A 24,268-nucleotide genomic window follows, 5' to 3' on the forward strand; every position below is an offset into this window, starting at 1 on the left:
TGGAGTGCATGAATAAACAGAAGGGCAAACCAACTGTCCGGAGGAAACGCATGTTTTGCTCCTATGACCTGGTACGCCTCACAGGGGGCGACAACAGGACTGGCGGTCGGCTTTTTGATTAGTAGCTTGATGAAAATCATGCTCCCACAAAAAAAAGGAATTGCAAAGTTGTTTATTTGCACTTTGACATTCCCAAGGGAAATAAAATACGATTGCGGCGCGCCTGCAACAGCTGGCCCTGGCACCCGCTATCCCCTCCTACAAAACAGGTTTTTACTTGTGCGCGGCCCAGATGGCCGATAATGACGTTTTACCGTGGAAGATGACCGTGCCGCACCCTGCCCCTGCCTCACTTGCCGACCAGATCGAAGACTTGCTGCCGCAAACACAATGCACCAAATGCGGCTACAACGGCTGCCGCCCGTATGCGGAAGCGATAGCCGCAGGCAGCGCCGACATCAATCAGTGCCCACCGGGCGGCGCGCAGGGCATCGTGCGCCTGGCCGGCTTGCTGGGCAAAAAAGTTATTCCGCTCAATCCCGTCAACGGCCTCGAACGTCCGCGATCTGTCGCCTATATCGACGAATCGCTGTGTATCGGCTGTACCTTGTGCATCCAGGCCTGTCCCGTGGACGCCATTGTCGGCGCCGCCAAGCAGATGCATACGGTAGTGACCAGCCTGTGCACGGGCTGCGACCTGTGCGTGGCGCCTTGCCCCGTCGACTGCATCGTCATGTACCCGGTCAGCGGTGACGCCACGGGCTGGGATGCCTGGAGCCAGATGGATGCGGACGACGCGCGCGCGCGCCACGATTTCCGCATGCAGCGGCTGCACCGCGAAGCCGAGGCCAACGATGCGCGCCTGGCCGCCAAGGCCGTCGCCAAGATGCAGGAAGTGACGCAGGAAGTGCCGGTCACGCCAGATGAACTGGCGGAAAAGGAGCGCAAGCGCGCCATCATCGCCGCCGCCATGGAGCGCGCGCGCGCCAAGGCCGCCGCCAGCACCCAGACCGAACCGCCCGCCCCCAACACGCCGAAAAAAGACGCATGAACGCTGCCAAACGCCTGGAAATCTTTACGCGCTTCCGCGCCGCCAATCCTTCCCCGAAAACGGAACTCGAATACACGACGCCGTTCGAGCTGCTGATCGCCGTGCTGCTGTCGGCGCAGGCAACCGACGTGTCCGTCAACAAGGCCACGCGCCTGCTGTATCCGGTCGCCAATACGCCGGCCCAGATACTGGCCCTGGGCGTCGACGAGCTGGCCAGCTACATCCGCACCATCGGCCTGTTCCGCACCAAGGCCAAGAATGTCATCGCCACCTGCCAGATCCTGCTGGATCAGCACGGCGGCGAAGTGCCGCGCGACCGCGCTTCGCTGGAAGCCTTGCCCGGCGTGGGCCGCAAGACGGCCAATGTGGTCATGAACACGGCGTTTGGCGAACCGACGATGGCGGTCGACACGCATATCTTCCGCGTCTCAAACCGCACCGGCATTGCGCCAGGCAAGAATGTCGATATCGTCGAGCAAAAGCTGCTCAAATTCGTGCCCAAGGAATTCCTGCACGACGCCCACCACTGGCTCATCCTGCACGGCCGCTACACCTGCACGGCGCGCAAGCCGCAATGCTGGAACTGCATGATCGCCGACCTGTGCGATTACAAGGAAAAATCGCCGGTGCCGGCCGTGGCGTAAAGCAACGGCCCGAATAGGGCCGATGTCGTTGCTGCGTAGGTCGGATTAGGCGCAAGGCGCCGTAATCCGACGACCTTGTTGGCCGGTGGTGGCGTCGGATTACGCGGCGTTCGCCGCTAATCCAACCTACAACAACACCATATTGTCGCGATGAATCAGCTCATGGCCTTCCATGTAGCCGAGTATCGCTTCGATCTCGGTGGACGGCTTGCGCATGATGCGGCGCGCTTCGCCGCTCGTGTAGTTCGACAGGCCGCGCGCCACGGGCACGCCGTGCGCGTCAACGCAGGTGATGACGGCGCCGCGGCCAAATTCGCCGTTCACGCCCGTCACGCCGATCGGCAGCAAGGATTTGCCTTCCTGGCGCAGCTTTTGCACGGCGCCCGCATCGAGCACGACGGCGCCGGCCGTATGCAGATGATCGGCCATCCACTGCTTACGCGCCGTCAATTGGCCCGTTTGCGCCAGCAACTGCGTGCCGATCGCTTCGCCCTGTGCCAGGCGGCTGAGCACGTCGCTGTCGCGCCCCCAGGCGATGATGGTATGGGCGCCGGACTTGGCGGCGCGCTTGGCGGCGAGGATTTTCGTCAGCATGCCGCCGCGCCCCAGGCTGCTGCCGGCACCGCCGGCCATCGCTTCCAGGGCCGGATCACCGGCGATGCCTTGCGTGATCAGGCAGGCGTTCGGGTCCTTGCGCGGGTCGGCCGAAAACAGGCCGTGCTGGTCCGTCAGAATGACCAGCGCATCGGCCTCGATCAGGTTGGCGACCAGGGCGCCCAGGGTATCGTTGTCGCCGAACTTGATTTCATCGGTGACGACGGTATCGTTTTCATTGATGATGGGCACTACGCCCAGGCGCAGCAAGGTCGTCAGGGTGGAGCGGGCATTCAGGTAGCGTTCGCGGTCGGCCAGGTCGGCATGCGTGAGCAGCACTTGCGCCGTGCCGAGGCTGTGGGCGCGGAAGCTGCTTTCATAGATTTGCGCCAGGCCCATCTGGCCGACGGCGGCGCACGCCTGCAATTCGTGGATATCGGTGGGGCGCTGCTCGAAACCGAGGCGCAGCATGCCTTCGGCGATGGCGCCGGAACTCACCAGCACCACTTCCTTGCCGAGGGCGCGCAAGCCGGAAATCTGCGCGGCCCAGCGCGCGATGGCAGCATGGTCGAGTCCGCGGCCATCATTGGTGACCAGCGAGGAGCCGACTTTGATGATGATGCGGGTAGCTTTTTGAATCACGGAATCCATGGGGCGGCGCTCTTCACTTAATAGACGTCAGCGCGCAGGACGCAGCAGCAGCAAGGCCAGCCCCGCCGTCAACTCCATTGCGCACATGAACAACACAAAACCCTGGGGCAAGCCGAAGCTGATGGCCGCGAACAGGCGGCCGGCGGGCTGCGCCAGGACCAACATTGCAGTGATATCGCCGAGGACGGGCAGTTCGCCCTGCCGTGCCGCGAACAGCGCCAGGAGCGCGGTAGCGCCCCAGACACCGACATGGGAAGCGTAGAACTGGCTGTAGCCATCGACGCCGTTGAGGAAGATGCCCATGCCGGCCGCCATTTCATCGGCGAACAGCAGACAGGCGACCGCGCTCAGCCCGTAAGCATACGCGATCAGATGCAATACACGGCGCTGCCACGCTTGCTTGCGTGCGAACGCGGCAGCGACCGTCTGTACCGACATCAGGGTAAGGCGCTTAGTCGAGGATCTTGAAACGCGGATCATCCGGGTCGATCGACGAGATACCGCGTGCTTCTTCGGTCATCTGCGTTTCTTCGGCACGGCTTTCGCTGTGTTTCTTCTCTTCCAGATGTTGATAAATCGCATTGACCAGTTCCGGGCAACCCTGATGGTTCAGCGCGGAAATCTCGAAGACGGGACCTTTCCAGGCGAAACGCTTGAGGAAGTCCTTGACGATCTTCTTGCGCTCTTCTTCCGGCACCATGTCGAGCTTGTTCAGCACCAGCCAGCGCGGCTTGTCGACCAGCGACTCGTCGTACTTCTTCAATTCCTTGACCAGCGCCTTGGCTTCCTTGACAGGATCGACGTTGGTTTCAAACGGCGCCAGGTCGACGATGTGCAACAGCAGACCCGTGCGCTGCAAGTGGCGCAGGAATTGATGGCCCAGGCCAGCGCCTTCGGAAGCGCCTTCGATCAAGCCAGGAATATCGGCGATCACAAAGCTCTTCTCGTGCGACACGCGCACCACACCCAGGTTCGGGTGCAGGGTGGTAAATGGATAATCGGCAATTTTCGGACGCGCGTTCGAGACGGCCGAAATGAACGTCGATTTGCCGGCGTTCGGCATGCCCAGCAGGCCCACGTCGGCCAGCACTTTCAGTTCCAGGCGCAATTCGCGGCGTTCGCCTTCCTTGCCCTCGCCTTTTTGGCGCGGTGCGCGGTTGGTCGAGGACTTGAAGTGAATATTGCCCCAGCCGCCTTCGCCGCCCTTGGCCAGCATTTCGGTCTGGCCGTGTTCGGTCAGATCGGCCAGGATTTCGCCGCTCGCGTTGTCGATGATCAAGGTGCCAACCGGCATGCGCAGGTGGATGTCATCGGCGCCCTTGCCATAGCAATCTGCGCCACGGCCAGGCTCGCCATTGCGAGCCTTGTGCATTTTGGAGAAGCGGAAATCGACGAGCGTGTTGATATTGCGGTCGGCGACTGCCCAAATGGTGCCGCCCTTGCCGCCATCGCCGCCATCGGGACCGCCGAAAGGCCGGAATTTTTCACGGCAGAAAGAGGCGCAGCCGTTGCCGCCATCGCCCGCGATGACTTCGATTTTTGCTTCGTCGATAAACTTCATAATTTTGCCGCCATAAAACTAAAAAGGCTCTACCTTGGGCAGAGCCTTTCGATTGAAGGCTTGCGCCTTACATCATGCGATCATTGCGGAGCGAACTGGCGCTCCGCCAATGAATTACGCTGGTACTGCTTCGTTTGGTACAACGGTCACGAATTGCTTCGAGCCGGCACCTTTGACAACGAACTTCACTTTGCCCGCGATCAGCGCGAACAACGTATGGTCCTTGCCCATGCCTACGCCTTCGCCGGCGCGCACTGGGGTGCCGCGTTGACGAATGATGATGCCGCCAGCATTGATAGCTTGGCCGCCGTAGACTTTAACGCCCAGACGCTTTGATTCTGAATCACGGCCGTTTCGCGTTGTGCCGCCGCCTTTTTTATGTGCCATTTAAGACTCCTTGATAGCTGATTAATTCAAACAGCGGCGATTAGCCGTTGATCGAAACGATTTGGATTTCGGTAAAATTCTGGCGATGGCCTTGATGCTTTTGGTAGTGCTTACGACGACGCATCTTGAAAATTTTGACCTTATCATGGCGACCATGCGCCACAACCGTAACCAGTACCGTTGCACCTTCGACCAATGGAGCACCAAACTTGATGCTGTCGCCCGCGCCTACTGCGAGAACTTGATCGATGGTGATTTCGGAACCAATGTCTGCCGGTATCTGTTCTACTTTAAGTTTTTCGCCAGCGACAACTTTGTATTGTTTGCCACCGGTTTTTATGACCGCGTACATGATTTGAAACCTCATCAAATGTTGAAAGAATTTGTCCCACTGTCACGCAAAGCAAGCCGTACACAACAGGGGGAACCAGCGATTATACACGGACTGAGAAATTGCGTCAAAAAGTATTCACAAAGCTTGACGATCGTGGTATGTCGACAACCTGACCATCATGTCAGGCTCGCGCCAGGCAGACAGGAAAACGCGCGGCAGTGCCAACAAGATCAAACAATTGCCTTACAGCCATAGGCAAACATCACGCGTGCGCAAGCCTTGTCGTATAATCGCGGCACCCACAATCTAATGCAGGTTCGCCTTGTCTGACGCTAACAAACACGTTAACCAAAACACCATCGTGCAAACGATTGCCGCCGATATGGATGCAGTCAATACGGTGATCCGCCAAAAGCTGCACTCCGATGTCATTCTGATCAACCAGATCGCTGAGTACATCATCAGCGCAGGGGGCAAACGCATCCGTCCCGTGCTGATTTTGCTGGTGGCCAATGCCCACGCCTATCGCGGCACGGCGCACCATGAACTGGCCGCCGTGGTTGAATTCATCCACACGGCCACCCTGCTGCACGACGACGTCGTCGACGAATCGTCGATGCGCCGCGGACGCCAGACGGCCAATGCCCTGTTCGGCAATGCCGCTTCGGTGCTGGTGGGCGACTTCCTGCACTCGCGCTCGTTCCAGCTGATGGTGTCGCTCAATAATATGCGCGTCATGCAAATCCTCTCCGACGCCACCAACGTGATCGCCGAAGGTGAAGTGCTGCAATTGCTGAACATGCACGATCCGGACGTGACGCAGGAAAGCTACCTGAACGTCATCCGCTCGAAGACAGCCAAGCTGTTCGAAGCATCGGCGCAACTGGGCGCCCTGATCGCCGGCGCCGGCGAAGACGATATCGAAGCGGCTGCCGAATACGGCCGCTCGCTGGGCACGGCTTTCCAGCTGATCGACGACGTGCTCGACTATGCAGGCGACGCCGCCGAAATCGGCAAGAACGTGGGCGACGACTTGCGCGAAGGCAAACCCACCATGCCGCTGATCTGGCTGATGGAAAACGGTACGCCGGAACAACGCGAACTGGTGCGCAGCTGCATCGAGCAAGGCGACGAACAGCATTTCGATACGGTCCTGACGGCCATCACCAGCAGCGGCGCCCTCGACTACACGCGCAAGCAGGCGGAAATCGCCGGCCAGCGCGCCGCCGATGCCATCGCCGGCTGGCCCGACAGCATCTACAAGCAATCGATGCTGCAACTGTGCTCGTTTGCCGTGGACCGCAATCACTGATCGCGTTGTACTTATATGCAATACAAAACGGCGCCACTGGCGCCGTTTTTTATACTCCGCTCATTTCACCGGCTTGCCGTCGGCGCCGACCACGGCCTGGCCATCTTCCTTGGCAAATGCCCCTTGCTGCGGCAGCGGCAGGATCTCCAGCACCTTTTCCGACGGCCGGCACAGGCGCACGCCCAGTGCCGTGACGACGATGGGGCGGTTGATCAAAATAGGATGGGCTTGCATGGCGTCCAGCAGGGCCGCATCGCTCAGCTCAGGATTGGCCAGGCCCAGCTCGTCGTACAGGGCGCCCTTGTCGCGCATGACGGCGCGCACGGACAGGCCCGCACGCTCGATCAGGTCGACCAGTTCCTCGCGCGAAGGCGGATGCTTGACGTAATCGATGATGACGGGCTCGACGCCCGTGTTGCGGATCAGGGCCAGGGTGTTGCGCGACGTGCCGCATGCCGTGTTGTGATAAATCGTGATCGTCATGGTGTGATGTCCTTTACATTGGGTTCGCTGACGCAGCAAGGTGCGCCGGCGCAGCAGTTCTCGGTCAGGAAGGCGAGCAAGCCGTTCATGCCCGCATAATTGGCCGCGTAGATGATGGAACGGCCTGCCTTGTTCGCCGTCACCAGATTGGCGTGCGCCAGTTCTTTCAAGTGAAATGACAGCGACGATGGCGCAATCGCCAGCGCGTCGGCGATTTTCGTCGCGGCCATGCCTTCCGGCCCCGCTTGCACCAGAAGGCGGAATACGGCCAGCCGCGATTCCTGCGCCAGCGCAGCCAGGGCCACGATGGCGGAAGCGCTCGTCAGCGGCGTCGCCTGGTTCGCTATTGACTTTTCATTTTTCATATTTCAATAATAGTCGAATTATTGAATCATTTCAAGCGCGGCGTCTTACGTAACCCAGCGCACCGACTGTCCCGGCCTATCGGTCTACCTTGATGAAAAATCACTGCGATCGGCATTCCCATGACACGCTCAACCCCGCTCAACATCCTCGGCTGGAGCCTCGCCGCCCTGCTTGCCCTCATCGCCATCGTGGCCATCTTCGTGCTGACCTTCGACTGGAACCGCGCCCGTCCCTACATCAACGAAAAAGTGTCGGAAAGCACGGGCCGCAGCTTCGTCATCGGCGGCGACCTGCAGGTGACGTGGAAGCAAGGCCTGAAAACGGAACCGGGCTGGCGCCGCTACGTGCCGCGGCCTGTCATCAGCGCCCACGATGTGCGCATGAGCAACCCGGACTGGGCGACAGCCGGCCCGCAACTGGCCAGCGCGAAACGCATCGACCTGGCCATCCATCCCTTGCCCCTGTTGCAGCACCGCGTGGTGCTGACAGACCTGGCGCTCGACGCACCCAATATCGCCTTGCAGCGGCGCGCCGACGGCAGCAACAGCTGGACCTTGAAGGATAACGGTCCTTCGGCATGGGACGTGGAAATCCAGCGCATGGCCTTCGCCGACGGCGCCATCCGCTACCTGGACGAAGGCATCGCGCTCGACGTGCAAGCCAAGGTCAGCTCGACGGCGCCCGACGCCACGCCGGGCGACGCGCAGGGCAACGTCCCCGTGCAGAAATACGGCATCGCCTTTACCCTGGGCGGCAGCTACCGCAAGGCGCCCGTGACGGGCGGCGGCAAGGCGGGCGCCGTGCTGTCATTGACCGACAATAACACCGTGTATCCCGTGCAGGCGCATGCCGTACTGGGCAAGAACAAGGCCAGCATCGATGGCACCCTGACGGACCCGCGCTCGCTGTCCGGCATCGATTTGCAGCTGAGCCTGGCAGGCGCCAGCATGGCCGATCTGTACCCGCTGACGGGCGTGCTGCTGCCGGAAACGCCGGACTACGCCACCAAAGGCCGCCTGCTGGGCAAGAAGGACGGTGCCAGCTGGAACTGGACCTACCAGAACTTCAAGGGCACGGTGGGACAGAGCGACCTGGCCGGCACCTTGCAATACCTGCCGCGCCAGCCCCGCCCCTTGCTGCGCGGCGAGGTGACGTCGCAGCAGCTGCGCCTGGAAGACCTGGGCCCCGCCATCGGCGCCGACAGCAATGCCAAGAAACAGGCGCGCGGCAAGGCGCCCGTGCAGCCCGACAATAAAGCCTTGCCGGTGGAACAGTTCAATACGGCGAAATGGGATGCGCTCGACGCCGACGTGAAATTCACGGGCAAGAAACTGGTGCGCACGCACGATATCCCACTCAACGATATCGTCGCCACCATCCGCATGAAAGACAAGGTGCTGAGTTTGACGCCGCTCAACTTCGGCATGGCCGGCGGCGACATCACCTCGAACATCACGCTCGACGGCCGTCAAAAAACCATCGCCGCGCAAGCCAAGGTGGCGGCGCGCCACCTCAAGATTCGCGAACTGTTTCCCAAGCTGCAATCGATGCAAGCGAGCTTCGGTGAAGTGTATGGCGATGCGGCGCTGACGGGCCACGGCAACTCCGTTTCCGCCATGCTGGCCAGCGCGAATGGCGAACTGGCGGCCACCGTCAGCGAAGGCTCCGTCAGCCAGTTCATGCTGGAACTGGCCGGCCTGAACCTGGCCAACGCCGTCTTCGTGAAGATCTTTGGCGACAAGCAAGTCCATCTGAACTGCCTGGCCAGCGATTTCGCCGTCACGAATGGCCAGGCCGACGTGCGCCGCTTCGTGCTCGATACGGACACGGCCGTGGTGAATATCACGGGCAACGTCAACCTGGCAACAGAAACCCTGGACCTCGACGTGCGGCCCCGCACCAAGGGCGCGCGCATCATCACCCTGCGCACGCCGCTGTATGCGAAAGGCACGTTCAAGAACCCGGACGTGGGTCCGCAAAAAGGCCCGCTGGCATTAAAGGCCGGCGCCGCCGTGGCCCTGGCCACCGTCGTCACCCCGCTGGCCGCCCTGCTGCCGCTGGTCAACGTCGACAAAGCCCCCGACACGGATTGCGCCGCCGTCATGGCGCAAGCGAACGCCACGCGCAAGGCGCCAAGCTCGCCTGCGACGAATGCGCCGGCGAAAAAGGTCAGCGAAGCGGACATCAACAAGGCACAGCAGGAAAAGAAATAGACCTTGACGCAGCCGCTTGAAACCCGCCCCGCCATCTGCTGTAATAACAGTAAGCGGGGTGTGGCTCAGCCTGGTAGAGCGCTGCGTTCGGGACGCAGAGGCCGGAGGTTCGAATCCTCTCACCCCGACCAAAATTTTTTTGCAAATCAAGAACTTAAAAACCACAGCTGCTGGGCTTTGTCAGTTTTAGCCCGTTAGTGGCAAATGAGCGTAGCTGTTCGGTGCTTCCACTTCTAGTATCGGTTCGCGGTGGCCGCCGACAAACGGTAGGGGCGCACCCGCGTGACAGGCACCGGCGGCGCCATCACCACTGCGCCAGTAATGAAAATTCAGCTGATAGCGCAGAGACAAATATTGCTAATAAAGCAACATCACATCAGCCTGCTCGAATCAGAATACGGCCGTGAGGACAGGCGTTCCTTGACTCAACGTGGCCCGCCCGTTCGCCAGCATGACGGCAATAAGTTGATCCCATCAATGTCCCGGGGAAAACTAATGATGATATTGTCCAAAAACAAGATGGGTTCGGAACTAGCAAAGCAAAATGGCATCTCGGACTAGACAATCCGTACGCCTGCAGCTTGCTTTGTTAGCAGCCTCATCCGGGTAGAGTTGAGGGGCTGGCCACACAAAGGTGCGCAGATTTGACCAATTAACTGCCCTCGTCTTGTTTGGGCAATGGAAATCAATATGCCGCATGAACACGTCGCCGCGCGTACCGCTCTGGTATTGGAGACGAATAACCTGCGCGGCGGCGCCGGCTTGGATGCGGCTGGCGCCAGCCTGCTGCATGTGATCGGCCTGCTGGCGCAACAGAGCGTAGCACTGAGCGCACTCGCGCAAGTGGTCGTCACGCACGACGGCTTGTGCGAGCGCATTCGTACAAACGCGGAGCGCCTGGCAGGCCGCAGCATCGACTTCGTGCGGATCAATGCCAGCACCGGTTACTACCAGGCCAAGAACGACGGTTTCGACGCCGTCCATGCCGACCGTTGCGACTACGTCTGCTTCGCCGACGCAGACTGCGAGCCCGAACAAGACTGGATTGAACAGCTGATCGCGCCGCTGACGGACGCAGTGCCACCGGCAGTGGTGGCCGGCCGCACCAGCTACGCCCCCACCGTGGCAGGCACCTCCCTCACCACGATTGACTTCATGTACTTCCCCAGCCGGCTGCAAGCTCGCGCGACGCGCAACTTCTACGCCAACAACGTGGTGTTCTTGCGCAAAATGTTCGCGCAGTACCGCTATCAACCACTCGACGGCGTGTACCGCGCGCACTGTCAGGTGCTGGGCCTGCGCCTGCAAGCCGCAGGTGTGGCTCTGCACTATGCGGCGCGGGCGCACACCGAGCACAAGCTGCCCGATACCCGCTTCGAGCTGCTCAAATTGCGCTGGCTACGCGGACAGGACACGGTCGGCCTGACGCCCCACCTGGTGCGTACCTATCTGCCAAGGTCCATGCAATGGCTGAGTCATAGCGGCCCTATCGGACCGCTCTGCGTGCTGACGGCGCGGCTGTGGTACAGCCTGCGCGCACTCAACCATCAGGATGCGGCGCCGGTGCGCGGCCTGCGCTGGGTGTCGGCCGTCGCCCTGATCGGGATTTTTTCGGGGCTGGACATGCTTGGCGCACTGTGCCGGGGCCTGGGTATCCACAGCGCTGCCGCCGAGGGCGCCGACGCACAATCGCTGTCCTACCATGAACGTTCACCACGGGAACCCCTGCCATGATCTTGCACCGTTACTACATCACTTTACAATGGGCAGCCCTGAGCGCGCTGGCGCTGACCGGTAGCGCCAGCGCCAGCGACCTGGAGGGGCGTGGCATTCACTATTTTGCATCAACCAGCGGCTGCCCGCTTCCCGAGGTGATCATGCGCGCCGAGATGTGCAACCGCATCGGCCTCGACGACCAGGCCACCACGGCAGCAGTCGATACCAACTCGCACCAGATCCACTTCAACAACGCCCGCAGTTATGACAAAAAGACCATCGTCGGCGACGTGCTGTTGCAAGGCTCGGCACTGGACGAAGCGGGCCGCCGCGTACCGGTCAGCGTCCACTTGATACTGAGCAAATCCGGAGATGGCTGGTCAGTCAGCGGCCATGCACATACACCGGTCAAGGGAGCGTTCAGCGCGGTACGCATCGACCCCTATCTGGTGGACGTGCCGGCAGCAAGTGGCCGACGTGTGCTGGTATCGTTCGAACAAGTCACAAAGCTGGTGTCCGATCCCGCCCTGGCAGCGCGCCTGTCCAGCCACCTGGTGCAGGTACGTGACAACCGCGGCGCGAACACGGGCGCCCCCGACATTACCATCTCGCTCGGTGCAGGTAAGGTAGCCAAGCCGGTGATGCGCGCACGGCTGCACAGCGATCCGCCAAGCGCCGGCAACGCCGACGGCCTGCTGGCGCACGGCACTTGGTCATTCGAGCTGGAAGCGCTGACCGGCAAAATCCCCGACCACGTGGTCCAGCGCGAACTGTTCCTGTACGGCCTGAGCGACCAGCCGTTACTCAAGCCGCTGATGAAGCGTGGCTTCGCCGCGCGCGACAAGCTGACCATCGGCGCCGTGCACGGCCAAGGCTACCTGCGTTACGGCGACCAGCAACAGGCCTTTGCCGGGGCCGGCGATGCGGCGGCGGCTTTCCTGCAGCAAAGCTTTATCGGGCTCGTGCTGGGCAATCAACTGGCGGCGGGCGATGCGCTTGCACGCTGATGGATGGCCGCTGTCGGCCCACTTGGCAGCTCCGCCACTACGCGGCTTGCCGGCCATGCAGGCGCGCTGGGTCGACAGCATCAAGCGTGCCGCCCTGCGCCAACTGCATGCCAGCGTGGCCGGTGAACGGCTGCTGTTGCGTATCTACCTGATCGGCGAGGAGTCCAGCGAAATCGCGCTGCAGTCTGACCTGCTGGGCCAGCCGCCGGCCTGGCTGGCGCGACAAATGGAAAAGCACCTAGCGGACGAACGGCGTCATGCTTCGCTGTTTTCGGCTGCGCTAACGGCGCGGGGCGGGATAGCGCCGATGCCTTTGTCCGCGCGGCCCGATGCGCTCACCCTGCGCAAAATCGCGCAATGGCGCACACTCGCGCATCGCTACGGCACCCGCTTTTCCGCAGGCCACCTCATCCCGGCGTTCGCTATCGGCTTGTGCGCCGAACAGACGTTCACCCGCGTTCTGCGGCGCCATTGCGCGCTGATTGGCGCAGTTCATCCGCTATATCCCCTGTTGGTTGACGTGCTGCGCGATGAAGACCGCCACGTTCGCTTGTGCCAGCATACGCTGGCGCGTCTGGTGCTGCCGTCCGAACACGGGAGCCTGGCATCGCTGCTCGACGAGATTCGCGCCATCGACCGTGCCTGGGGCGTCTCCAGCGCACTCATCATGTATCTGGCCGGCGCCGCGTTGCGGCTGTGGCCCGCACGTCCATGAACACCATCAAGGTGACCTATCTGGCAACAGCCGACGCCCGCGGCCATCTGATGCGCGCGCAACTACTCACGCATGCGTTACGCGAATACGGCGCCGATGTCGATGTACTGACCACATCGGACGAAGGGCTCGCTTTCCTGGCCGGCTTCGGCATCACTGCGCACGTGCTGTCACGCCACTACGCAGTCCAGTTCGACACCCGGCAAAATATGCTGTCCGCAGAAACCGACGCAAATATTGCCAACTATCTGTTCCGACCGTCGCGGATGTGCCGCGACATTATGCAACTACGCCTAGCTCTGCGCAGCGCGGACTTAATCATCAACGACTCCTTTCACCCGGCATTGCTGTTCATGGGCTGCATGCCGGCATGGCGGGGCAAGGTGGTACATATCTACGGCGCCAGCTTGCGGCAGGCGGTCCAAAACAATTTTTCCGGGCGACTGCCAGCTATCCTGTCACGCCTGTTCCATCGCATCGTCGGATGGCAGATCAACGCCAGCGTAGCGCGCATTGAGCACGACTTCAGCTACGAGGCGACTTGCGACGGCGCCACATTCCGGCTGCCGACTCCGGTCGTTGTGGCCTCACTGCCTGACGCCACAGTGCCGCGCCCGCAGGCGTGCGCAGCCGTCTACCTCAATCCCCATTTCCGCGACCCCTGCCTGGCCGATGGCGTCGAAACCGGCTTGGGCCTGGCCGGCATGCACGCAACGCTGGTCGGCGAGGGCTATGCCGGACGCGCGCTATGGCAGGCGCAGGACGCCGATTGGGTGCGGCAAGCTGCCACCAGCAACCTGATCGTCTCGGCACCCGGCATGGCGGCGTTGTCGGTGGCGCTGGTCTACGGTCGGCCCATCGTGCTGGTGCTAACCGAGCAGCCGGAGCAGAAAATCAACGCGGCGCGCGCGGCGGCGTTGGGGCTGGCACATCGCATCGTCGTCTGGCGCGGCGACGCGGCAACGTTCGCCCAAGACCTGTGCAGCGCGTGCGCCGATCTGCTACAAAGCGCCCCCACTTTGCCTGCGCCAGACGGCCACGCGGTAGCCCGCGCACGCCTGCAAAGCTGGGTAGCGGTGCTGTACCAGCTGGCCGCGCGGTCTGTCCACCAATGAGGGATCCATCATGAGGCCCCCATTGCCGGCGTATCTCACAACGATCAGCAATCCGCGCGCACTACTCGCCGTCGCGCTTGACTGGGCGCTGATTGCTGCCTGCTTCGTCGCGGCTATCCGCTTTCCCCATCCGCTGGTGTTCCTGCTGAGCGCGATCCTGATCGCCCGCACCCAGCTCGCGCTAGCCGTGCTGATGCATGAAAGCGCTCACGGCACCCTGCTGTCGTATCGGCGCCTGAACGACATCGCAGGCCAGCTGTTCGCTGCAGCACCACTGCTGCTGGTGATGGATTTCTATCGTAGCGGGCACTTGCAGCATCACCGCGCGCCGATGGTGCCCGACGATCCGGTCGCCACCATATTCGGCATCGACGACTACCCCGTGACGCGTAGGGAATTGGTGTGGCGCTTGTTCAAAGATGCCACCGGCATTGGCTACTTCCTCAGCGCGCGCAATCTGGTGCGCACCAGGCAGCGTGGCCGCAATCCGCACAAGTCTGCCGGCCACTGCATGAGGTTCTACGCAATCGCCAGCATCGTTGCGGTGCAGGGTGTGATGATCGGCCTGCTCGCGGCGGCGGGACATGCAGCGCTGTATTTCGGGCTTTGGATCTTGCCAGCACTGACCTTGCTACCGTTGTTCGGGCGCATACGCGCGATCACCGAGCATGCCGGCTACCGGGCATCGGAAGATCAGCGATTCAGTGCGCGTACCGTCGTACGGCGCAGTTGGCAAACTTTTTTCGTCGGACCACATCGAATCCATTACCATATCGAGCATCATGAATATCCACGCGTCCCCTTCTATCGCCTGCAGCAAGTACATGCGCTCATGGTGCAACAAGGCCGCCTGCCGGCGGCCAACTTGTATCGATCGTATGGACAGGTGCTGAGAGACGTCAGCCAACTCAAGCAAACTGCTGAACACTGACCGCATGTTTGCGCTCGTACACGATCAATTACTGAGCTAAGCGTCAATGCCATGATGAATCATTTGCCAGAGCAAGCAGCAAGTAAGAAGAAAGCCTATCTGCTTGGGCTGCTCATCGGATTTCTCCCGATCCTCGCCTTTTTCCTGCTCCTGATCGATCACCCGACTGAGTTGATTGGGATATTCACAGGCATCAGCGTGCCTGATTTCAACGACAGACCACTGAAAATCCCGCTTGCGTGCATCGCACTGTGCCTGTTTATTTGGGCGTGGGGCAAGCTAGGGACATCAGGAAGAATCACGATCGGTGAACAATATGGACTGCTTTTTACTGCAACATTCATTGTGGTGGTGCGGTTCTTGATTTTCCTGCATGAACTGGGGCAAGAATTGAGAGGCCTCGGGTGGTAATAACTGCGAAAGAGCTGAACCGGTCAAAGTTACCCCGAGGCACAGCGGCAAAGCATGGCTAAAATCGAGACGACGTATTTAGGAAGTGACAGATGAAGAAAATCATATGCATATTTCTAATGTTATCAACAACAAACTGTCATGCATTCCATAGTTACTTAAAGAACGTTTATATTGATAACGAAAAAAATGTTCATATCATCTCTGCAGAGGGCCGAGATGAAAGAATAAGCAAGAGCGGCGATGTGGCAGGCGCAACCTTGTCACCCGATAAGCGTAGCGCTGCCTGGCTAGTGCTAAATGCATGGATTGCGGAAGGAGATACCGAACCAGGCGCCAACCAGCTTGCAATTTACAGAGACGGTCAGCTTCGACATATAAAGTGTGAGCCATTCATACGAGATTATTGGTTTTGGATGCAAGGCAGGCAGGTCGCCATCGATTGTGGTGGTCGGCATTTTGCAGGAACCCAATCCTTATATGACATCAATACCTTACGTATGATTGAATCATTTTTTCAAGCGGAGGTCCCGGAAGGTAGACGTCCCGTTTGGTCCAAATAAGGAAGCAATCTCCCCCGCTGATTGAGCGCCGGAGGTATTCCGCTGGCCGTCCATCGCAGCCAGACGGCGTGCGGGTGCTCGATCATCGGCAAGGTCAACGCGACAGTGGGATAGCTGGTCGTTGGCATCTATCGGTGCCTGGGCGCAATTCTTGACCCGTGCGTTGGCGAATGCCCGGGAAGTGTGATATTAATTGAACAATTGATTAATTAAACACATCCATCGCACAGGGGTACGGTCTGATGTCTTTCCTGATAGTTCTGGCCGCACTGGCCTTCCTGATGCTGGCCGCCTACCGCGGCTACAGCGTGATCCTGTTTGCGCCCGTCGCCGCGCTCGGTGCCGTATTGCTCACCGATCCGTCGGCCGTGCCGGCCGTGTTCAGCGGCATCTTCATGGAAAAGATGGTGGGCTTCATCAAACTGTATTTCCCCGTCTTTTTGCTCGGTGCCGTGTTCGGCAAACTCATCGAGCTGTCCGGTTTTTCCCAGTCCATCGTCATGGCCGCCATCCGCTACATCGGCAGCGCGCGAGCGAATGCCGTGATCGTCGCCGTGTGCGCCGCCTTGACTTATGGCGGCGTGTCGCTGTTCGTGGTGGTGTTTGCCGTGTATCCGTTTGCGGCGGAACTGTACCGCCAGAGCAATATCCCCAAGCGGCTGATGCCGGGCGCCATCGCCTTGGGCGCGTTCTCGTTCACCATGGATACTTTACCGGGCACGCCGCAAATCCAGAACATCATCCCCACCACTTTTTTCAACACGACCGGCTGGGCCGCGCCATGGCTGGGCACCATCGGCGCCGTGCTGACGGTGATCATGGGGCTGGCCTTCCTGGAATGGCGCCGCCGTTCCGTCATGGCGACGGGCGAAGGCTATGGGGCCGAGGCCGAAAAGGCCACGGCCGACGCGGGCGCCCTGCCCCATCCGCTGCTGTCGGTGGCGCCTCTGGTGCTGGTGGGCGTGGCCAACTTTGCGCTGACCAAGCTGATCCCGCACTGGTATGGCGCCAGCTACGTGCTCACCGCCGAGGCCCTGCCGGGCCTGCATGCGCCCGTGTCCACGTCGATCGCTTCCGTGACCGGTATCTGGGCCGTGGAAGGCGCCTTGTTGCTGGGGATTTTGCTCGTGTGCGCAACGGCCTTCGGGCGCATCCGCGCCGCTTTTGCCGAAGGCACCAAGGCGGCTGTGGGCGGCGCCCTGCTGGCGGCCATGAATACGGCGTCCGAATACGGTTTCGGCGGCGTCATCGCCGCCCTGCCCGGCTTTCTTGCCGTCAGCAACACCTTGCGCAGCGTGCCCGATCCCCTCGTCAACGCGGCCGTCTCCGTCACGACCCTTGCCGGCATCACGGGCTCGGCCTCGGGCGGCATGAGCATTGCGCTGGCGGCCATGTCGGACAGTTTTATCCAGGCCGCGCAACAGGCGCATATCCCGCTCGAAGTCATGCACCGCGTGGTGGCCATGGCCAGCGGCGGCATGGATACCTTGCCGCACAATGGCGCCGTGATCACCCTGCTGGCCGTCACGGGCCTCACGCACCGCCAGTCCTACCGCGATATTTTCGGCATCACCGTCATCAAGACGGTGGCCGTGTTCCTCGTCATTGCCCTCTATTACATGACGGGACTGGTCTGACCTAGAGGCGCGACGACGATGCCGGCTTCGCCACAGCGTGCGCCGGCTTGAACAGGTGGCTGATGCCCATGGTCAGCAGCGGGCCGGCCAGCGCCAGGTAGGAACTGTCCACGCCATACGGATTGCCCGCCAGGAACCAGCCGATGGTGGCGATCACGGAAACGATCACGCCGACGAAGGCGCCGCGCGGCGTGCCGAATTTCGGCGCATAGAAGGCCATCAGCACCAGCACGGCCAGGGTGGCGCGCAGGGCCTTGCCGAGGAAGGCGATCATCAGCAGTTTTTCCGCATACAGCGCCAGCACCAGCGGCAGCAGGCCGGCCACGACGATGGCGATGCGCAGGAACATCAGCGATTTCGCATCGTTCTTCGCCTTGTTGTACCAGGGATCATAAAAATCCTTCATGGCCAGGGTAGCCGATGCCAGGGTGGTGGCGGAAATGCCGCCGAACAGGGCGCCGGCCAGGCCGACGATCATGATGCTGGCGGAAAACGCGGGCATGTGGGCGATCAATGTCGGAAAGGCGTCGATCGACTTCATGCCCGGATACAGCACGGCGCTGCACATGCCGATCAGGGCCGCCATCAGGCCGAACGGGATCATCAGCGAGGACACGTAATAGCAGGCGCGCTTGGCCACGGCCGGGTTGTCCGTGCTGACCAGGGCCTGGATCACGTATTGCGTGGCGAAGATGGAACCGATGCCGCCGATCATCCAGGCGATGATCTGGCCCCAGCCGATCTCGACCCAGTTGAACATCTTGGCGGGCAGCTGCGCCTGCAGCGCACCGATGCCGCCGGAGGCTTCCAGCGCATACGCGAGCGCCAGGATCACACCCAGATACTTGACGATGGAGTGGGCAAAATTCGTGTACACGACCGAGCGCATGCCGCCCAGGCTGACATAGATCACGGTGATGGCGCCCACCAGCAAGATGGCCACCGTCTTGTTGATGTGCAGCACGGCCGCCAGCACGGCGCCGCCGCTCGCATACAGGGCCACGGCAACGATGCTCAGCGCGACGATGGTAAGGATGGACGCCGCATAGCGCACGGGCTCGCCATACGTTTGCGCCAGGATGCCGGAAATCGTCGACTGCCCGCTTTCCTTGTATTTCTTGACCAGCACGATGGCCAGCAGCAAGAAGCCCAGCGACAGCGCCACCAGATTCCAGGCGGCGGAAATGCCCAGTTCATAGCCCTTCTGGGCCGTGCCGATGCTGACCGAACTGCCGATGAATTCCGACAATAACAGCGCGCCGATCAGGTAAGCGGGATAATTGCGCCCGCCCGCCGTCATGCCCTCGGCGCTGTTGGCATGCTTGCGCACGCTGTAGGTAATGTACGACATGAGGGCGAAATAGCCCACCGTGATCGCAGCGATGATGATCAATCTGTTTTCCATCCGTCTACTCCAAGTCTGCTTTTCTTATTATTATTTTTCAAGAAAGCTTCCCCTGCCGCATGCCGGACGAGCCGGTGGCGGTGCTCAGGGGAAAGTCAAATTCCTGCCATACCTATACGGTACAGCAAGCCTCACAACAAAAAGGTCCGCAACTGCGCCGCAAACAAGTCCGCCGCTTCGACGTTCGAGATATGCGAGGCGGGCACGCTTGCCAGGCGGGCACCCGCGATCTGCCGCTGCAGCCAGCGCCCGTCGTCGACGGTGGTCACGGGATCGTGCTCGCCCGCAATGATCAGGGTGGGCACGCTGATCGTGCCGACGCCGGCGTGCAGGTCCGTCTGGGCCAGCACGTCGCAGCAGGCCGCGTAGCCACCGGCATCCTGGCTGCGCAAGGTGGCCACCATGCGCGCCACCGTGTCCGCTTCGCGCGCGATAAACTGGGGCGTGAACCAGCGCGCGGCGGCGCCATCGGCCACCGCGGCCATGCCGTCGCGGCGCACCTGTTCCGCCCGCAGCTGCCACGGCGCGGCGCCGCCGATGCGCGCCGCCGTATTTGCCAGCACGAGCTGCGTCAAGCGCCGCGGCTCGTGTATGCCCAGCCACTGGCCAATCAAGCCGCCCATGGAAATGCCGCAGAAGGCGGCACGCGCGATATCGAGGTGGTCGAGCAGCGCCACCACGTCCAGGCCCAGGCGCCCGATGTCGAACGGCGCGCCGGCGCTGGCGGACTGGCCATGGCCGCGCGTATCGTAACGCACGACAAAAAAGTCGCCGGCCAGCGCGGCCGCCTGCGCATCCCACATGGACAGATCCGTGCCGAGGGAATTCGACAGGACGAGGCAGGGCTTGCCGCGCTCGCCATCCGTGCGGTAGTGCAGGCCGATACCGTCGACCTCGCACGTTTTCCCGGCAGTGTCGTTGCCTATCTGCGTCATTGCATGTCTCCTCAGGAATCGTCGCCGCGCACCGACGAAGGATGGCGGCACAGCGGCATCACGTCGATCTGCATGTAGGGGAACAGCGGCAGCGAGGTGAGCAAATTATGCAGCTCGTCCACGCTGTCCACGTCGAAGACGCTGACGTTGGCGTACTGGCCGGCGATGCGCCACAGGTGGCGCCATTTGCCCTCGTGCTGCAGGCGCTGCGCCAGTTCCTTTTCCGTTTGCTTGAGCTGCGCCGCCTGCTCGGCGGGCATGCTCAACGGCAGGTTCACGTTCATGCGTACATGGAATAACATGGTTTCTCCTTATTGGCGTTGCATGGAACGCAGCTTGTCCATATCGATCTCGACGCCCAAACCCGGGCCCGTCGGCACCTGCAGCATGAAGTCGCGGTACACGAGCGGTTCGCGCAAAACTTCCTGCGTCAGCAGCAAAGGCCCGAACAATTCCGTGCCCCAGGCCAGTTCAGCAAACGTGGAGCACACGTGGGCCGTGGCGGCCGTGCCGACGCCGCCTTCGAGCATGGTGCCGCCGTACAGGCCCACGCCGGCCAGGCGCGCCACGGTGGCCACTTCCAGCGCGGGCAGCAAGCCGCCCGACTGGGTGATTTTGACGGCAAACACGTCGGCCGCATCGGCCTGCGCCAGCGCCAGCGCATCGGCGGGGCCGTGCAAGGCTTCGTCGGCCATGATGGCCACGTCGAAGCGCTGCTTCAGGCGCGCCAGCGCGGCGCGGTTGCCCGCCTTCACCGGTTGTTCGATCAGGTCGATGCCGCCCGCTTCCAGCGCGGCGATGCCGCGCACGGCGTCCGTCTCGCTCCAGGCCTGGTTGACGTCGACCCGCACGCTGGCCCGTTCGCCCAGCACCCGCTTGATCTCCAGCACATGGGCCACGTCGTCCATCACGTCGCGCAGGCCGATCTTCAGCTTGAAGATGCGGTGGCGGCGCAGGTCCAGCATCTTTTCCCCTTCGGCGATATCGCGCGCCGTGTCGCCGCTGGCCAGCACCCAGGCCACGGGCAGCGCATCGCGCACGCGGCCGCCCAGCAATTCCGACAGCGGTACGTTCAGGCGGCGCGCCTGCGCATCGAGCAGCGCCGTCTCGATCGCGCACTTGGCGAAGCGGTTGCCCTGGATGACCTTGCGCACACGGGCCATGGCCTTGGCCACTTCGCTCGCTTCCATGCCGACCAGCAGCGGTGCGATATAGGTATCGATATTCGTCTTGATGCTTTCCGGGCTTTCGCCGCCGTAGCTCAAGCCGCCGATGGTGGTCGCCTCGCCCCAGCCCGTGATGCCGTCGGCGCAGCGCAGCCGCACCAGCACCAGGGTTTGCGTATTCATGGTGGCGACGGACATCCGGTGCGGGCGAATGGTTGGCACATCGACCAGGTAGGTCTCGATATTTTGAATCATATTTATTCCGTATAATTCTGTGGAGTGGTGACACGATATTCCCCGAATGCCCCCACGTCCAACACCGAGTTGGTATCAAACCTATACCTGAAAGGTATGAAGATGGAATTACGGCATTTGCGCTACTTCGTTGCGGTCGCAGAGGAAAGGAACTTCACGCGGGCCGCCGCGCGCCTGCATATCGCGCAGCCGCCGCTGAGCCGGCAGATGCAGCAGCTGGAAGAAACCTTGGGCGTGGCGCTGATCGAAAAAGGTTCGCGGCCCTTGCGGCTGACGGAAGCGGGCGAGTTTTTCCTCGCCCATGCGCGGCCCCTGCTCGACCAGGTGCGCGACCTGCAGGCGATGACGCAGCGCGTGGGCAAGCTGGAACGCACCCTGTCGATCGGCTTCGTCGCCTCGACGCTGTATGGGGAGTTGCCCGACATCGTGCACCGCTTTTGCGAACGCCATCCCGAGGTCGACGTGACCCTGCATGAAATGACGACGGTGCAGCAGTTGAAGGCCCTGAAGGAAGGCCGCATCGACGTGGGTTTCGGACGCTTGAAAAGCGAGGACCCCAGCATCCGCCGCATCCTGCTGCGCGAAGAGCGGCTCGTGGTGGCCCTGCCGCCCGGCCACCGGCTGGCCAAGGGGGAAGGCGGCTTGCGCCTGACAGACCTGATCCACGAGACCCTGCTCGTGTATCCGAAAGCGCCGCGCCCCAGCTTTGCCGACCAGGTACTGGCCATGTTCAGCGAAGGCAATGTCACACCCGGTCCCGTCACGGAAGTGCGCGAGCTGCAGATTTCCATGGGACTGGTGGCGGCCGGCCAGGGCATTTCCATCGTGCCGGAAAGCGTGCAGGCCATGCATCACCGGAACGTCGTGTACCGCAAGCTGGACGACAAGCATGCGTTCTCGCCCATTTTATTCAGCATGCGGCATATGGACCGCTCGCCGGAACTGGAAAACCTTCTCGCTGCCGTGTACTCGATCTACGATGAACACGGCATCGCGCACGTCAAGGAAAGCCTGTAGCCCTCACTTTGACAGTGGTGCATCGGCCAGCAATTCCGGGCGCAGCGCGCGGATGCGCAGCTCCGTGAAATAGCCGCCCGCCTCGTTGTAGCGCAGGTAGTGGCGGCCGCAGTTCAGGCAGCGGGCCACCTGGCTCAGGTTCGCGGGATAAAAGCGCGGCGCGATGGGCGCGTCGACGCTGTCGTAGCGCGTGCCGTGCGGGTGGTACTCGTCAAACGTCGGTTCCTCGTACGGATCTGCGCGCAAGGTGCCGACCTCCTCGAAACGGTCAAGTTCCAGCGACGTGGGCAGCCGCTGCCAGGCATCGAGCGGAACGGTGCAGCAACTGCATTTTTGCGTGACACCGGCCGACGCGGCGGCCAGTGCGGACAAGGCGGAAAAATCGATGAATACCATGGTTCAGCCATTACAAAGGCGCGGCCCTTGGCAACGAGCCTGGCCGCGTCCCTTATTCTAGCGCAGCCACATGCGGCCGACACGCGGCCCACATTTTGCCAACCCCAATTCCAGCAGCACCAGCATGCCGCCCGACACGAGCAGCAGCGGCATCAACGCGCACATGCCGGCAGCCACCAGCCAGGCCAGCGCGGACGGCGAGGTCCAGGCGCCCGGCAGCAGCTTGGGCAAGCCCAGCGAGCCTGGCAGGCGCCGCTTGAAGAACATCACCCAGCCCGACACCAGCGAAAACAGCACGCTGGCGCCGAACAGCAGCAGCAAGGCCTGGTTCCACCAGCCGAATTCACCGCGGTGGAACGGGATGCCGATGGCGGTGGCCTTGCCGAACGCCGTCTGCGCGTCCCAGCCCGCATAGTACAAAGGCTTGCCGCTGTAGGCGTCGAATTGCAGGTCGAAGCGCAAGGTGGGCTGGCTGCGGTCGGCCATGGTGGCGCGCCACACATCGTCCTGACTGGCCGGCGCCGTCAGCTGCACGGCGATGGCGGGCGCGTGACTGCGCGCCACTTGCCACGCATCCTGCCAGTCGAGCGGAGCGCCCTCTTCGCTTGAGTGCAGGCCGCGCGGCACGGGCGGCGGCGCCTGGCCGCTGACGTCGCGCAGCGTGCGGATGCGCCCGCCCGCCTGCTGGCTCCACGTCAATCCTGTCGTCAGGATCACGACACTGACGATGCCGAGCGCCACGCCGAGAAAAGCATGCCACTGGCGCCAGCCGTTGCGGCCTTGCGCGCCCCGCTTCGGCAAGCCCGATTGCGCGCCGCGCGGCCACCACAGCACCACGCCCGTCACCAGCATCACCATCAGCCAGCTGGCGGCCAGCTCGATCATCCAGCGCCAGCCATCGTTTTGCAGCAGGCGCGAATGCAGCTTTTTCGCCCAGTTGCCGAAACGTTCGCTGCTGGCCAGGCTGCCCAGCACGCGCGCGTCATACGGATTCACGTAGACGATCACGGCTTGCGCGGGCAGGCCGAACTTCGGCTTGACCGGTGCGACATGTCCGCCATGGCCCGCATGTTCATCGGGCGCGCCGCCGGGCGGCGCGAACGCCACCTGCACCGCGTCGTCCTGCTGAAACGGCGGCACCACGTGCTGCACCGTCCAGCCATGCGGGGCCGCCCGCTCCGCTGCCGCCACGGCGGCATCGAGCGGCAGCATGGACGCTTGCGGCGCCACATGGTCGAGGTGCTGGTACAGCCGCGCCTCGATCTGCGGCGTGAACACATACAAAATGCCCGTCAGGGTGGCCACCAGCGCAAACGGCGAGGCGATCAGCGCGGCCCAGAAATGGATGCGCCAGTACAGGCTTTTGCGCCGTGCGATGAGAAAGGTGTGATCGTCCATGGCCA

26 protein-coding genes and 1 tRNA gene are annotated in these 24,268 nt (G+C 62.1%); 14 read left to right on the forward strand and 13 right to left on the reverse strand.

What is annotated here, in order from left to right; all coding sequences use genetic code 11:
• Positions 1–292: 292 nt before the first annotated feature.
• The gene (gene rsxB / locus IGS60_RS26330; protein WP_230506633.1) at positions 293–1,051 is read left to right on the forward strand and encodes an electron transport complex subunit RsxB; all 759 of its coding nucleotides are present in this window, start codon (positions 293–295) and stop codon (positions 1,049–1,051) included.
• On the forward strand, positions 1,048–1,695 hold the full coding sequence (gene nth / locus IGS60_RS26335; protein WP_230506634.1) for an endonuclease III: 648 nt from the start codon (positions 1,048–1,050) through the stop codon (positions 1,693–1,695). The genes rsxB and nth overlap by 4 nt, the downstream gene beginning before the upstream one ends.
• A gap of 126 nt (positions 1,696–1,821) precedes the next feature.
• Here the strand turns inward: nth and proB are convergent, their stop codons facing one another.
• The 5 genes from proB to rplU form a co-directional block, all read right to left on the reverse strand.
• On the reverse strand, positions 1,822–2,940 hold the full coding sequence (gene proB, locus IGS60_RS26340) for a glutamate 5-kinase (RefSeq protein ID WP_230506635.1): 1,119 nt from the start codon (positions 2,938–2,940) through the stop codon (positions 1,822–1,824).
• Between the two features lie 27 nt (positions 2,941–2,967).
• A complete protein-coding gene (locus IGS60_RS26345; protein WP_070219280.1) occupies positions 2,968–3,378 on the reverse strand; it encodes a hypothetical protein in 411 nt (136 codons plus the stop codon).
• 13 nt (positions 3,379–3,391) lie between these two features.
• On the reverse strand, positions 3,392–4,501 hold the full coding sequence (gene obgE / locus IGS60_RS26350; protein ID WP_034754647.1) for a GTPase ObgE: 1,110 nt from the start codon (positions 4,499–4,501) through the stop codon (positions 3,392–3,394).
• 114 nt (positions 4,502–4,615) lie between these two features.
• Entirely contained in the window at positions 4,616–4,888 is a 273-nt protein-coding gene (gene rpmA, locus IGS60_RS26355; RefSeq protein WP_070219281.1) for a 50S ribosomal protein L27, read from the reverse strand.
• A 40-nt stretch (positions 4,889–4,928) separates the two neighbouring features.
• The gene (gene rplU, locus IGS60_RS26360; protein WP_034754730.1) at positions 4,929–5,240 is read right to left on the reverse strand and encodes a 50S ribosomal protein L21; all 312 of its coding nucleotides are present in this window, start codon (positions 5,238–5,240) and stop codon (positions 4,929–4,931) included.
• A gap of 304 nt (positions 5,241–5,544) precedes the next feature.
• Here rplU and ispB point away from each other — a divergent pair, with 304 nt between their 5' ends.
• Positions 5,545–6,534 (forward strand): octaprenyl diphosphate synthase, encoded by a 990-nt coding sequence (gene ispB / locus IGS60_RS26365; protein ID WP_306798521.1) that lies wholly within the window; start codon positions 5,545–5,547, stop codon positions 6,532–6,534.
• 60 nt (positions 6,535–6,594) lie between these two features.
• On the opposite strand, the gene arsC is transcribed toward ispB, so the two are convergent.
• On the reverse strand, positions 6,595–7,017 hold the full coding sequence (gene arsC, locus IGS60_RS26370; protein WP_099410304.1) for an arsenate reductase (glutaredoxin): 423 nt from the start codon (positions 7,015–7,017) through the stop codon (positions 6,595–6,597).
• Entirely contained in the window at positions 7,014–7,382 is a 369-nt protein-coding gene (locus IGS60_RS26375; RefSeq protein ID WP_175445220.1) for a helix-turn-helix transcriptional regulator, read from the reverse strand. The genes arsC and IGS60_RS26375 overlap by 4 nt, the downstream gene beginning before the upstream one ends.
• A gap of 120 nt (positions 7,383–7,502) precedes the next feature.
• Here IGS60_RS26375 and IGS60_RS26380 point away from each other — a divergent pair, with 120 nt between their 5' ends.
• The 10 genes from IGS60_RS26380 (at position 7,503) to IGS60_RS26425 (ending at position 17,691) form a co-directional block, all read left to right on the forward strand.
• A complete protein-coding gene (locus tag IGS60_RS26380; RefSeq protein ID WP_230506636.1) occupies positions 7,503–9,596 on the forward strand; it encodes an AsmA family protein in 2,094 nt (697 codons plus the stop codon).
• Between the two features lie 54 nt (positions 9,597–9,650).
• Positions 9,651–9,727, forward strand: a tRNA-Pro gene (locus tag IGS60_RS26385).
• Positions 9,728–10,286: 559 nt separating this feature from the next.
• The gene (locus tag IGS60_RS26390; protein WP_230506637.1) at positions 10,287–11,330 is read left to right on the forward strand and encodes a glycosyltransferase family A protein; all 1,044 of its coding nucleotides are present in this window, start codon (positions 10,287–10,289) and stop codon (positions 11,328–11,330) included.
• Positions 11,327–12,319 (forward strand): hypothetical protein, encoded by a 993-nt coding sequence (locus IGS60_RS26395; RefSeq protein WP_230506638.1) that lies wholly within the window; start codon positions 11,327–11,329, stop codon positions 12,317–12,319. Before IGS60_RS26390 ends, IGS60_RS26395 begins: the two co-directional genes overlap by 4 nt.
• A 55-nt stretch (positions 12,320–12,374) precedes the next feature.
• Positions 12,375–13,034 (forward strand): hypothetical protein, encoded by a 660-nt coding sequence (locus IGS60_RS26400; RefSeq protein WP_306798522.1) that lies wholly within the window; start codon positions 12,375–12,377, stop codon positions 13,032–13,034.
• On the forward strand, positions 13,031–14,149 hold the full coding sequence (locus IGS60_RS26405) for a hypothetical protein (protein WP_230506640.1): 1,119 nt from the start codon (positions 13,031–13,033) through the stop codon (positions 14,147–14,149). The genes IGS60_RS26400 and IGS60_RS26405 overlap by 4 nt, the downstream gene beginning before the upstream one ends.
• A 10-nt stretch (positions 14,150–14,159) precedes the next feature.
• Positions 14,160–15,080, forward strand: coding sequence for a fatty acid desaturase family protein (locus IGS60_RS26410; protein WP_230506641.1), 921 nt, complete (start codon positions 14,160–14,162; stop codon positions 15,078–15,080).
• A 51-nt stretch (positions 15,081–15,131) separates the two neighbouring features.
• Positions 15,132–15,491, forward strand: a complete 360-nt coding sequence (locus tag IGS60_RS26415) for a hypothetical protein (protein WP_230506642.1) — start codon at positions 15,132–15,134, stop codon at positions 15,489–15,491.
• 92 nt (positions 15,492–15,583) lie between these two features.
• Positions 15,584–16,054, forward strand: coding sequence for a hypothetical protein (locus tag IGS60_RS26420; RefSeq protein WP_230506643.1), 471 nt, complete (start codon positions 15,584–15,586; stop codon positions 16,052–16,054).
• Positions 16,055–16,296: 242 nt separating this feature from the next.
• The gene (locus IGS60_RS26425; RefSeq protein WP_230506644.1) at positions 16,297–17,691 is read left to right on the forward strand and encodes a GntP family permease; all 1,395 of its coding nucleotides are present in this window, start codon (positions 16,297–16,299) and stop codon (positions 17,689–17,691) included.
• A 1-nt stretch (position 17,692) separates the two neighbouring features.
• On the opposite strand, the gene IGS60_RS26430 is transcribed toward IGS60_RS26425, so the two are convergent.
• From IGS60_RS26430 to IGS60_RS26445, 4 genes are all read right to left on the reverse strand, one after another.
• Positions 17,693–19,096 (reverse strand): sodium:solute symporter family protein, encoded by a 1,404-nt coding sequence (locus IGS60_RS26430; protein ID WP_070219286.1) that lies wholly within the window; start codon positions 19,094–19,096, stop codon positions 17,693–17,695.
• A 131-nt stretch (positions 19,097–19,227) separates the two neighbouring features.
• The gene (gene pcaD, locus IGS60_RS26435) at positions 19,228–20,031 is read right to left on the reverse strand and encodes a 3-oxoadipate enol-lactonase (RefSeq protein WP_230506645.1); all 804 of its coding nucleotides are present in this window, start codon (positions 20,029–20,031) and stop codon (positions 19,228–19,230) included.
• An 11-nt stretch (positions 20,032–20,042) separates the two neighbouring features.
• A complete protein-coding gene (catC, locus tag IGS60_RS26440; RefSeq protein WP_128140472.1) occupies positions 20,043–20,333 on the reverse strand; it encodes a muconolactone Delta-isomerase in 291 nt (96 codons plus the stop codon).
• A gap of 9 nt (positions 20,334–20,342) precedes the next feature.
• A complete protein-coding gene (locus IGS60_RS26445; protein ID WP_230506646.1) occupies positions 20,343–21,452 on the reverse strand; it encodes a muconate/chloromuconate family cycloisomerase in 1,110 nt (369 codons plus the stop codon).
• 102 nt (positions 21,453–21,554) lie between these two features.
• On the opposite strand from IGS60_RS26445, the gene IGS60_RS26450 reads away from it, so the two are divergent.
• Positions 21,555–22,469, forward strand: a complete 915-nt coding sequence (locus tag IGS60_RS26450) for a LysR family transcriptional regulator (RefSeq protein ID WP_070291203.1) — start codon at positions 21,555–21,557, stop codon at positions 22,467–22,469.
• 3 nt (positions 22,470–22,472) lie between these two features.
• Here IGS60_RS26450 and IGS60_RS26455 read toward each other — a convergent pair whose 3' ends face one another.
• Positions 22,473–22,865, reverse strand: a complete 393-nt coding sequence (locus IGS60_RS26455; RefSeq protein ID WP_099410309.1) for a hypothetical protein — start codon at positions 22,863–22,865, stop codon at positions 22,473–22,475.
• A 57-nt stretch (positions 22,866–22,922) separates the two neighbouring features.
• On the reverse strand, positions 22,923–24,263 hold the full coding sequence (locus tag IGS60_RS26460) for a PepSY domain-containing protein (RefSeq protein ID WP_230506647.1): 1,341 nt from the start codon (positions 24,261–24,263) through the stop codon (positions 22,923–22,925).
• Positions 24,264–24,268 lie beyond the last annotated feature (5 nt).

The organism is Janthinobacterium sp. FW305-128, from assembly GCF_020858135.1.
Lineage (GTDB): Bacteria > Pseudomonadota > Gammaproteobacteria > Burkholderiales > Burkholderiaceae_D > Janthinobacterium.

Excerpts from the sequence above, each read along its gene's own strand:
- rsxB (WP_230506633.1), top strand. The coding sequence starts at position 293 with ATGGCCGATAATGACGTTTTACCGTGGAAGATGACCGTGCCGCACCCT.
- nth (WP_230506634.1), top strand. The coding sequence starts at position 1,048 with ATGAACGCTGCCAAACGCCTGGAAATCTTTACGCGCTTCCGCGCCGCC.
- proB (WP_230506635.1), bottom strand. The coding sequence starts at position 2,940 with ATGGATTCCGTGATTCAAAAAGCTACCCGCATCATCATCAAAGTCGGC.
- IGS60_RS26345 (WP_070219280.1), bottom strand. The coding sequence starts at position 3,378 with ATGTCGGTACAGACGGTCGCTGCCGCGTTCGCACGCAAGCAAGCGTGG.
- obgE (WP_034754647.1), bottom strand. The coding sequence starts at position 4,501 with ATGAAGTTTATCGACGAAGCAAAAATCGAAGTCATCGCGGGCGATGGC.
- rpmA (WP_070219281.1), bottom strand. The coding sequence starts at position 4,888 with ATGGCACATAAAAAAGGCGGCGGCACAACGCGAAACGGCCGTGATTCA.
- rplU (WP_034754730.1), bottom strand. The coding sequence starts at position 5,240 with ATGTACGCGGTCATAAAAACCGGTGGCAAACAATACAAAGTTGTCGCT.
- arsC (WP_099410304.1), bottom strand. The coding sequence starts at position 7,017 with ATGACGATCACGATTTATCACAACACGGCATGCGGCACGTCGCGCAAC.
- IGS60_RS26375 (WP_175445220.1), bottom strand. The coding sequence starts at position 7,382 with ATGAAAAATGAAAAGTCAATAGCGAACCAGGCGACGCCGCTGACGAGC.
- IGS60_RS26380 (WP_230506636.1), top strand. The coding sequence starts at position 7,503 with ATGACACGCTCAACCCCGCTCAACATCCTCGGCTGGAGCCTCGCCGCC.
- IGS60_RS26390 (WP_230506637.1), top strand. The coding sequence starts at position 10,287 with ATGCCGCATGAACACGTCGCCGCGCGTACCGCTCTGGTATTGGAGACG.
- IGS60_RS26395 (WP_230506638.1), top strand. The coding sequence starts at position 11,327 with ATGATCTTGCACCGTTACTACATCACTTTACAATGGGCAGCCCTGAGC.
- IGS60_RS26400 (WP_306798522.1), top strand. The coding sequence starts at position 12,375 with ATGCAGGCGCGCTGGGTCGACAGCATCAAGCGTGCCGCCCTGCGCCAA.
- IGS60_RS26405 (WP_230506640.1), top strand. The coding sequence starts at position 13,031 with ATGAACACCATCAAGGTGACCTATCTGGCAACAGCCGACGCCCGCGGC.
- IGS60_RS26410 (WP_230506641.1), top strand. The coding sequence starts at position 14,160 with ATGAGGCCCCCATTGCCGGCGTATCTCACAACGATCAGCAATCCGCGC.
- IGS60_RS26415 (WP_230506642.1), top strand. The coding sequence starts at position 15,132 with ATGATGAATCATTTGCCAGAGCAAGCAGCAAGTAAGAAGAAAGCCTAT.
- IGS60_RS26420 (WP_230506643.1), top strand. The coding sequence starts at position 15,584 with ATGAAGAAAATCATATGCATATTTCTAATGTTATCAACAACAAACTGT.
- IGS60_RS26425 (WP_230506644.1), top strand. The coding sequence starts at position 16,297 with ATGTCTTTCCTGATAGTTCTGGCCGCACTGGCCTTCCTGATGCTGGCC.
- IGS60_RS26430 (WP_070219286.1), bottom strand. The coding sequence starts at position 19,096 with ATGGAAAACAGATTGATCATCATCGCTGCGATCACGGTGGGCTATTTC.
- pcaD (WP_230506645.1), bottom strand. The coding sequence starts at position 20,031 with ATGACGCAGATAGGCAACGACACTGCCGGGAAAACGTGCGAGGTCGAC.
- catC (WP_128140472.1), bottom strand. The coding sequence starts at position 20,333 with ATGTTATTCCATGTACGCATGAACGTGAACCTGCCGTTGAGCATGCCC.
- IGS60_RS26445 (WP_230506646.1), bottom strand. The coding sequence starts at position 21,452 with ATGATTCAAAATATCGAGACCTACCTGGTCGATGTGCCAACCATTCGC.
- IGS60_RS26450 (WP_070291203.1), top strand. The coding sequence starts at position 21,555 with ATGGAATTACGGCATTTGCGCTACTTCGTTGCGGTCGCAGAGGAAAGG.
- IGS60_RS26455 (WP_099410309.1), bottom strand. The coding sequence starts at position 22,865 with ATGGTATTCATCGATTTTTCCGCCTTGTCCGCACTGGCCGCCGCGTCG.
- IGS60_RS26460 (WP_230506647.1), bottom strand. The coding sequence starts at position 24,263 with ATGGACGATCACACCTTTCTCATCGCACGGCGCAAAAGCCTGTACTGG.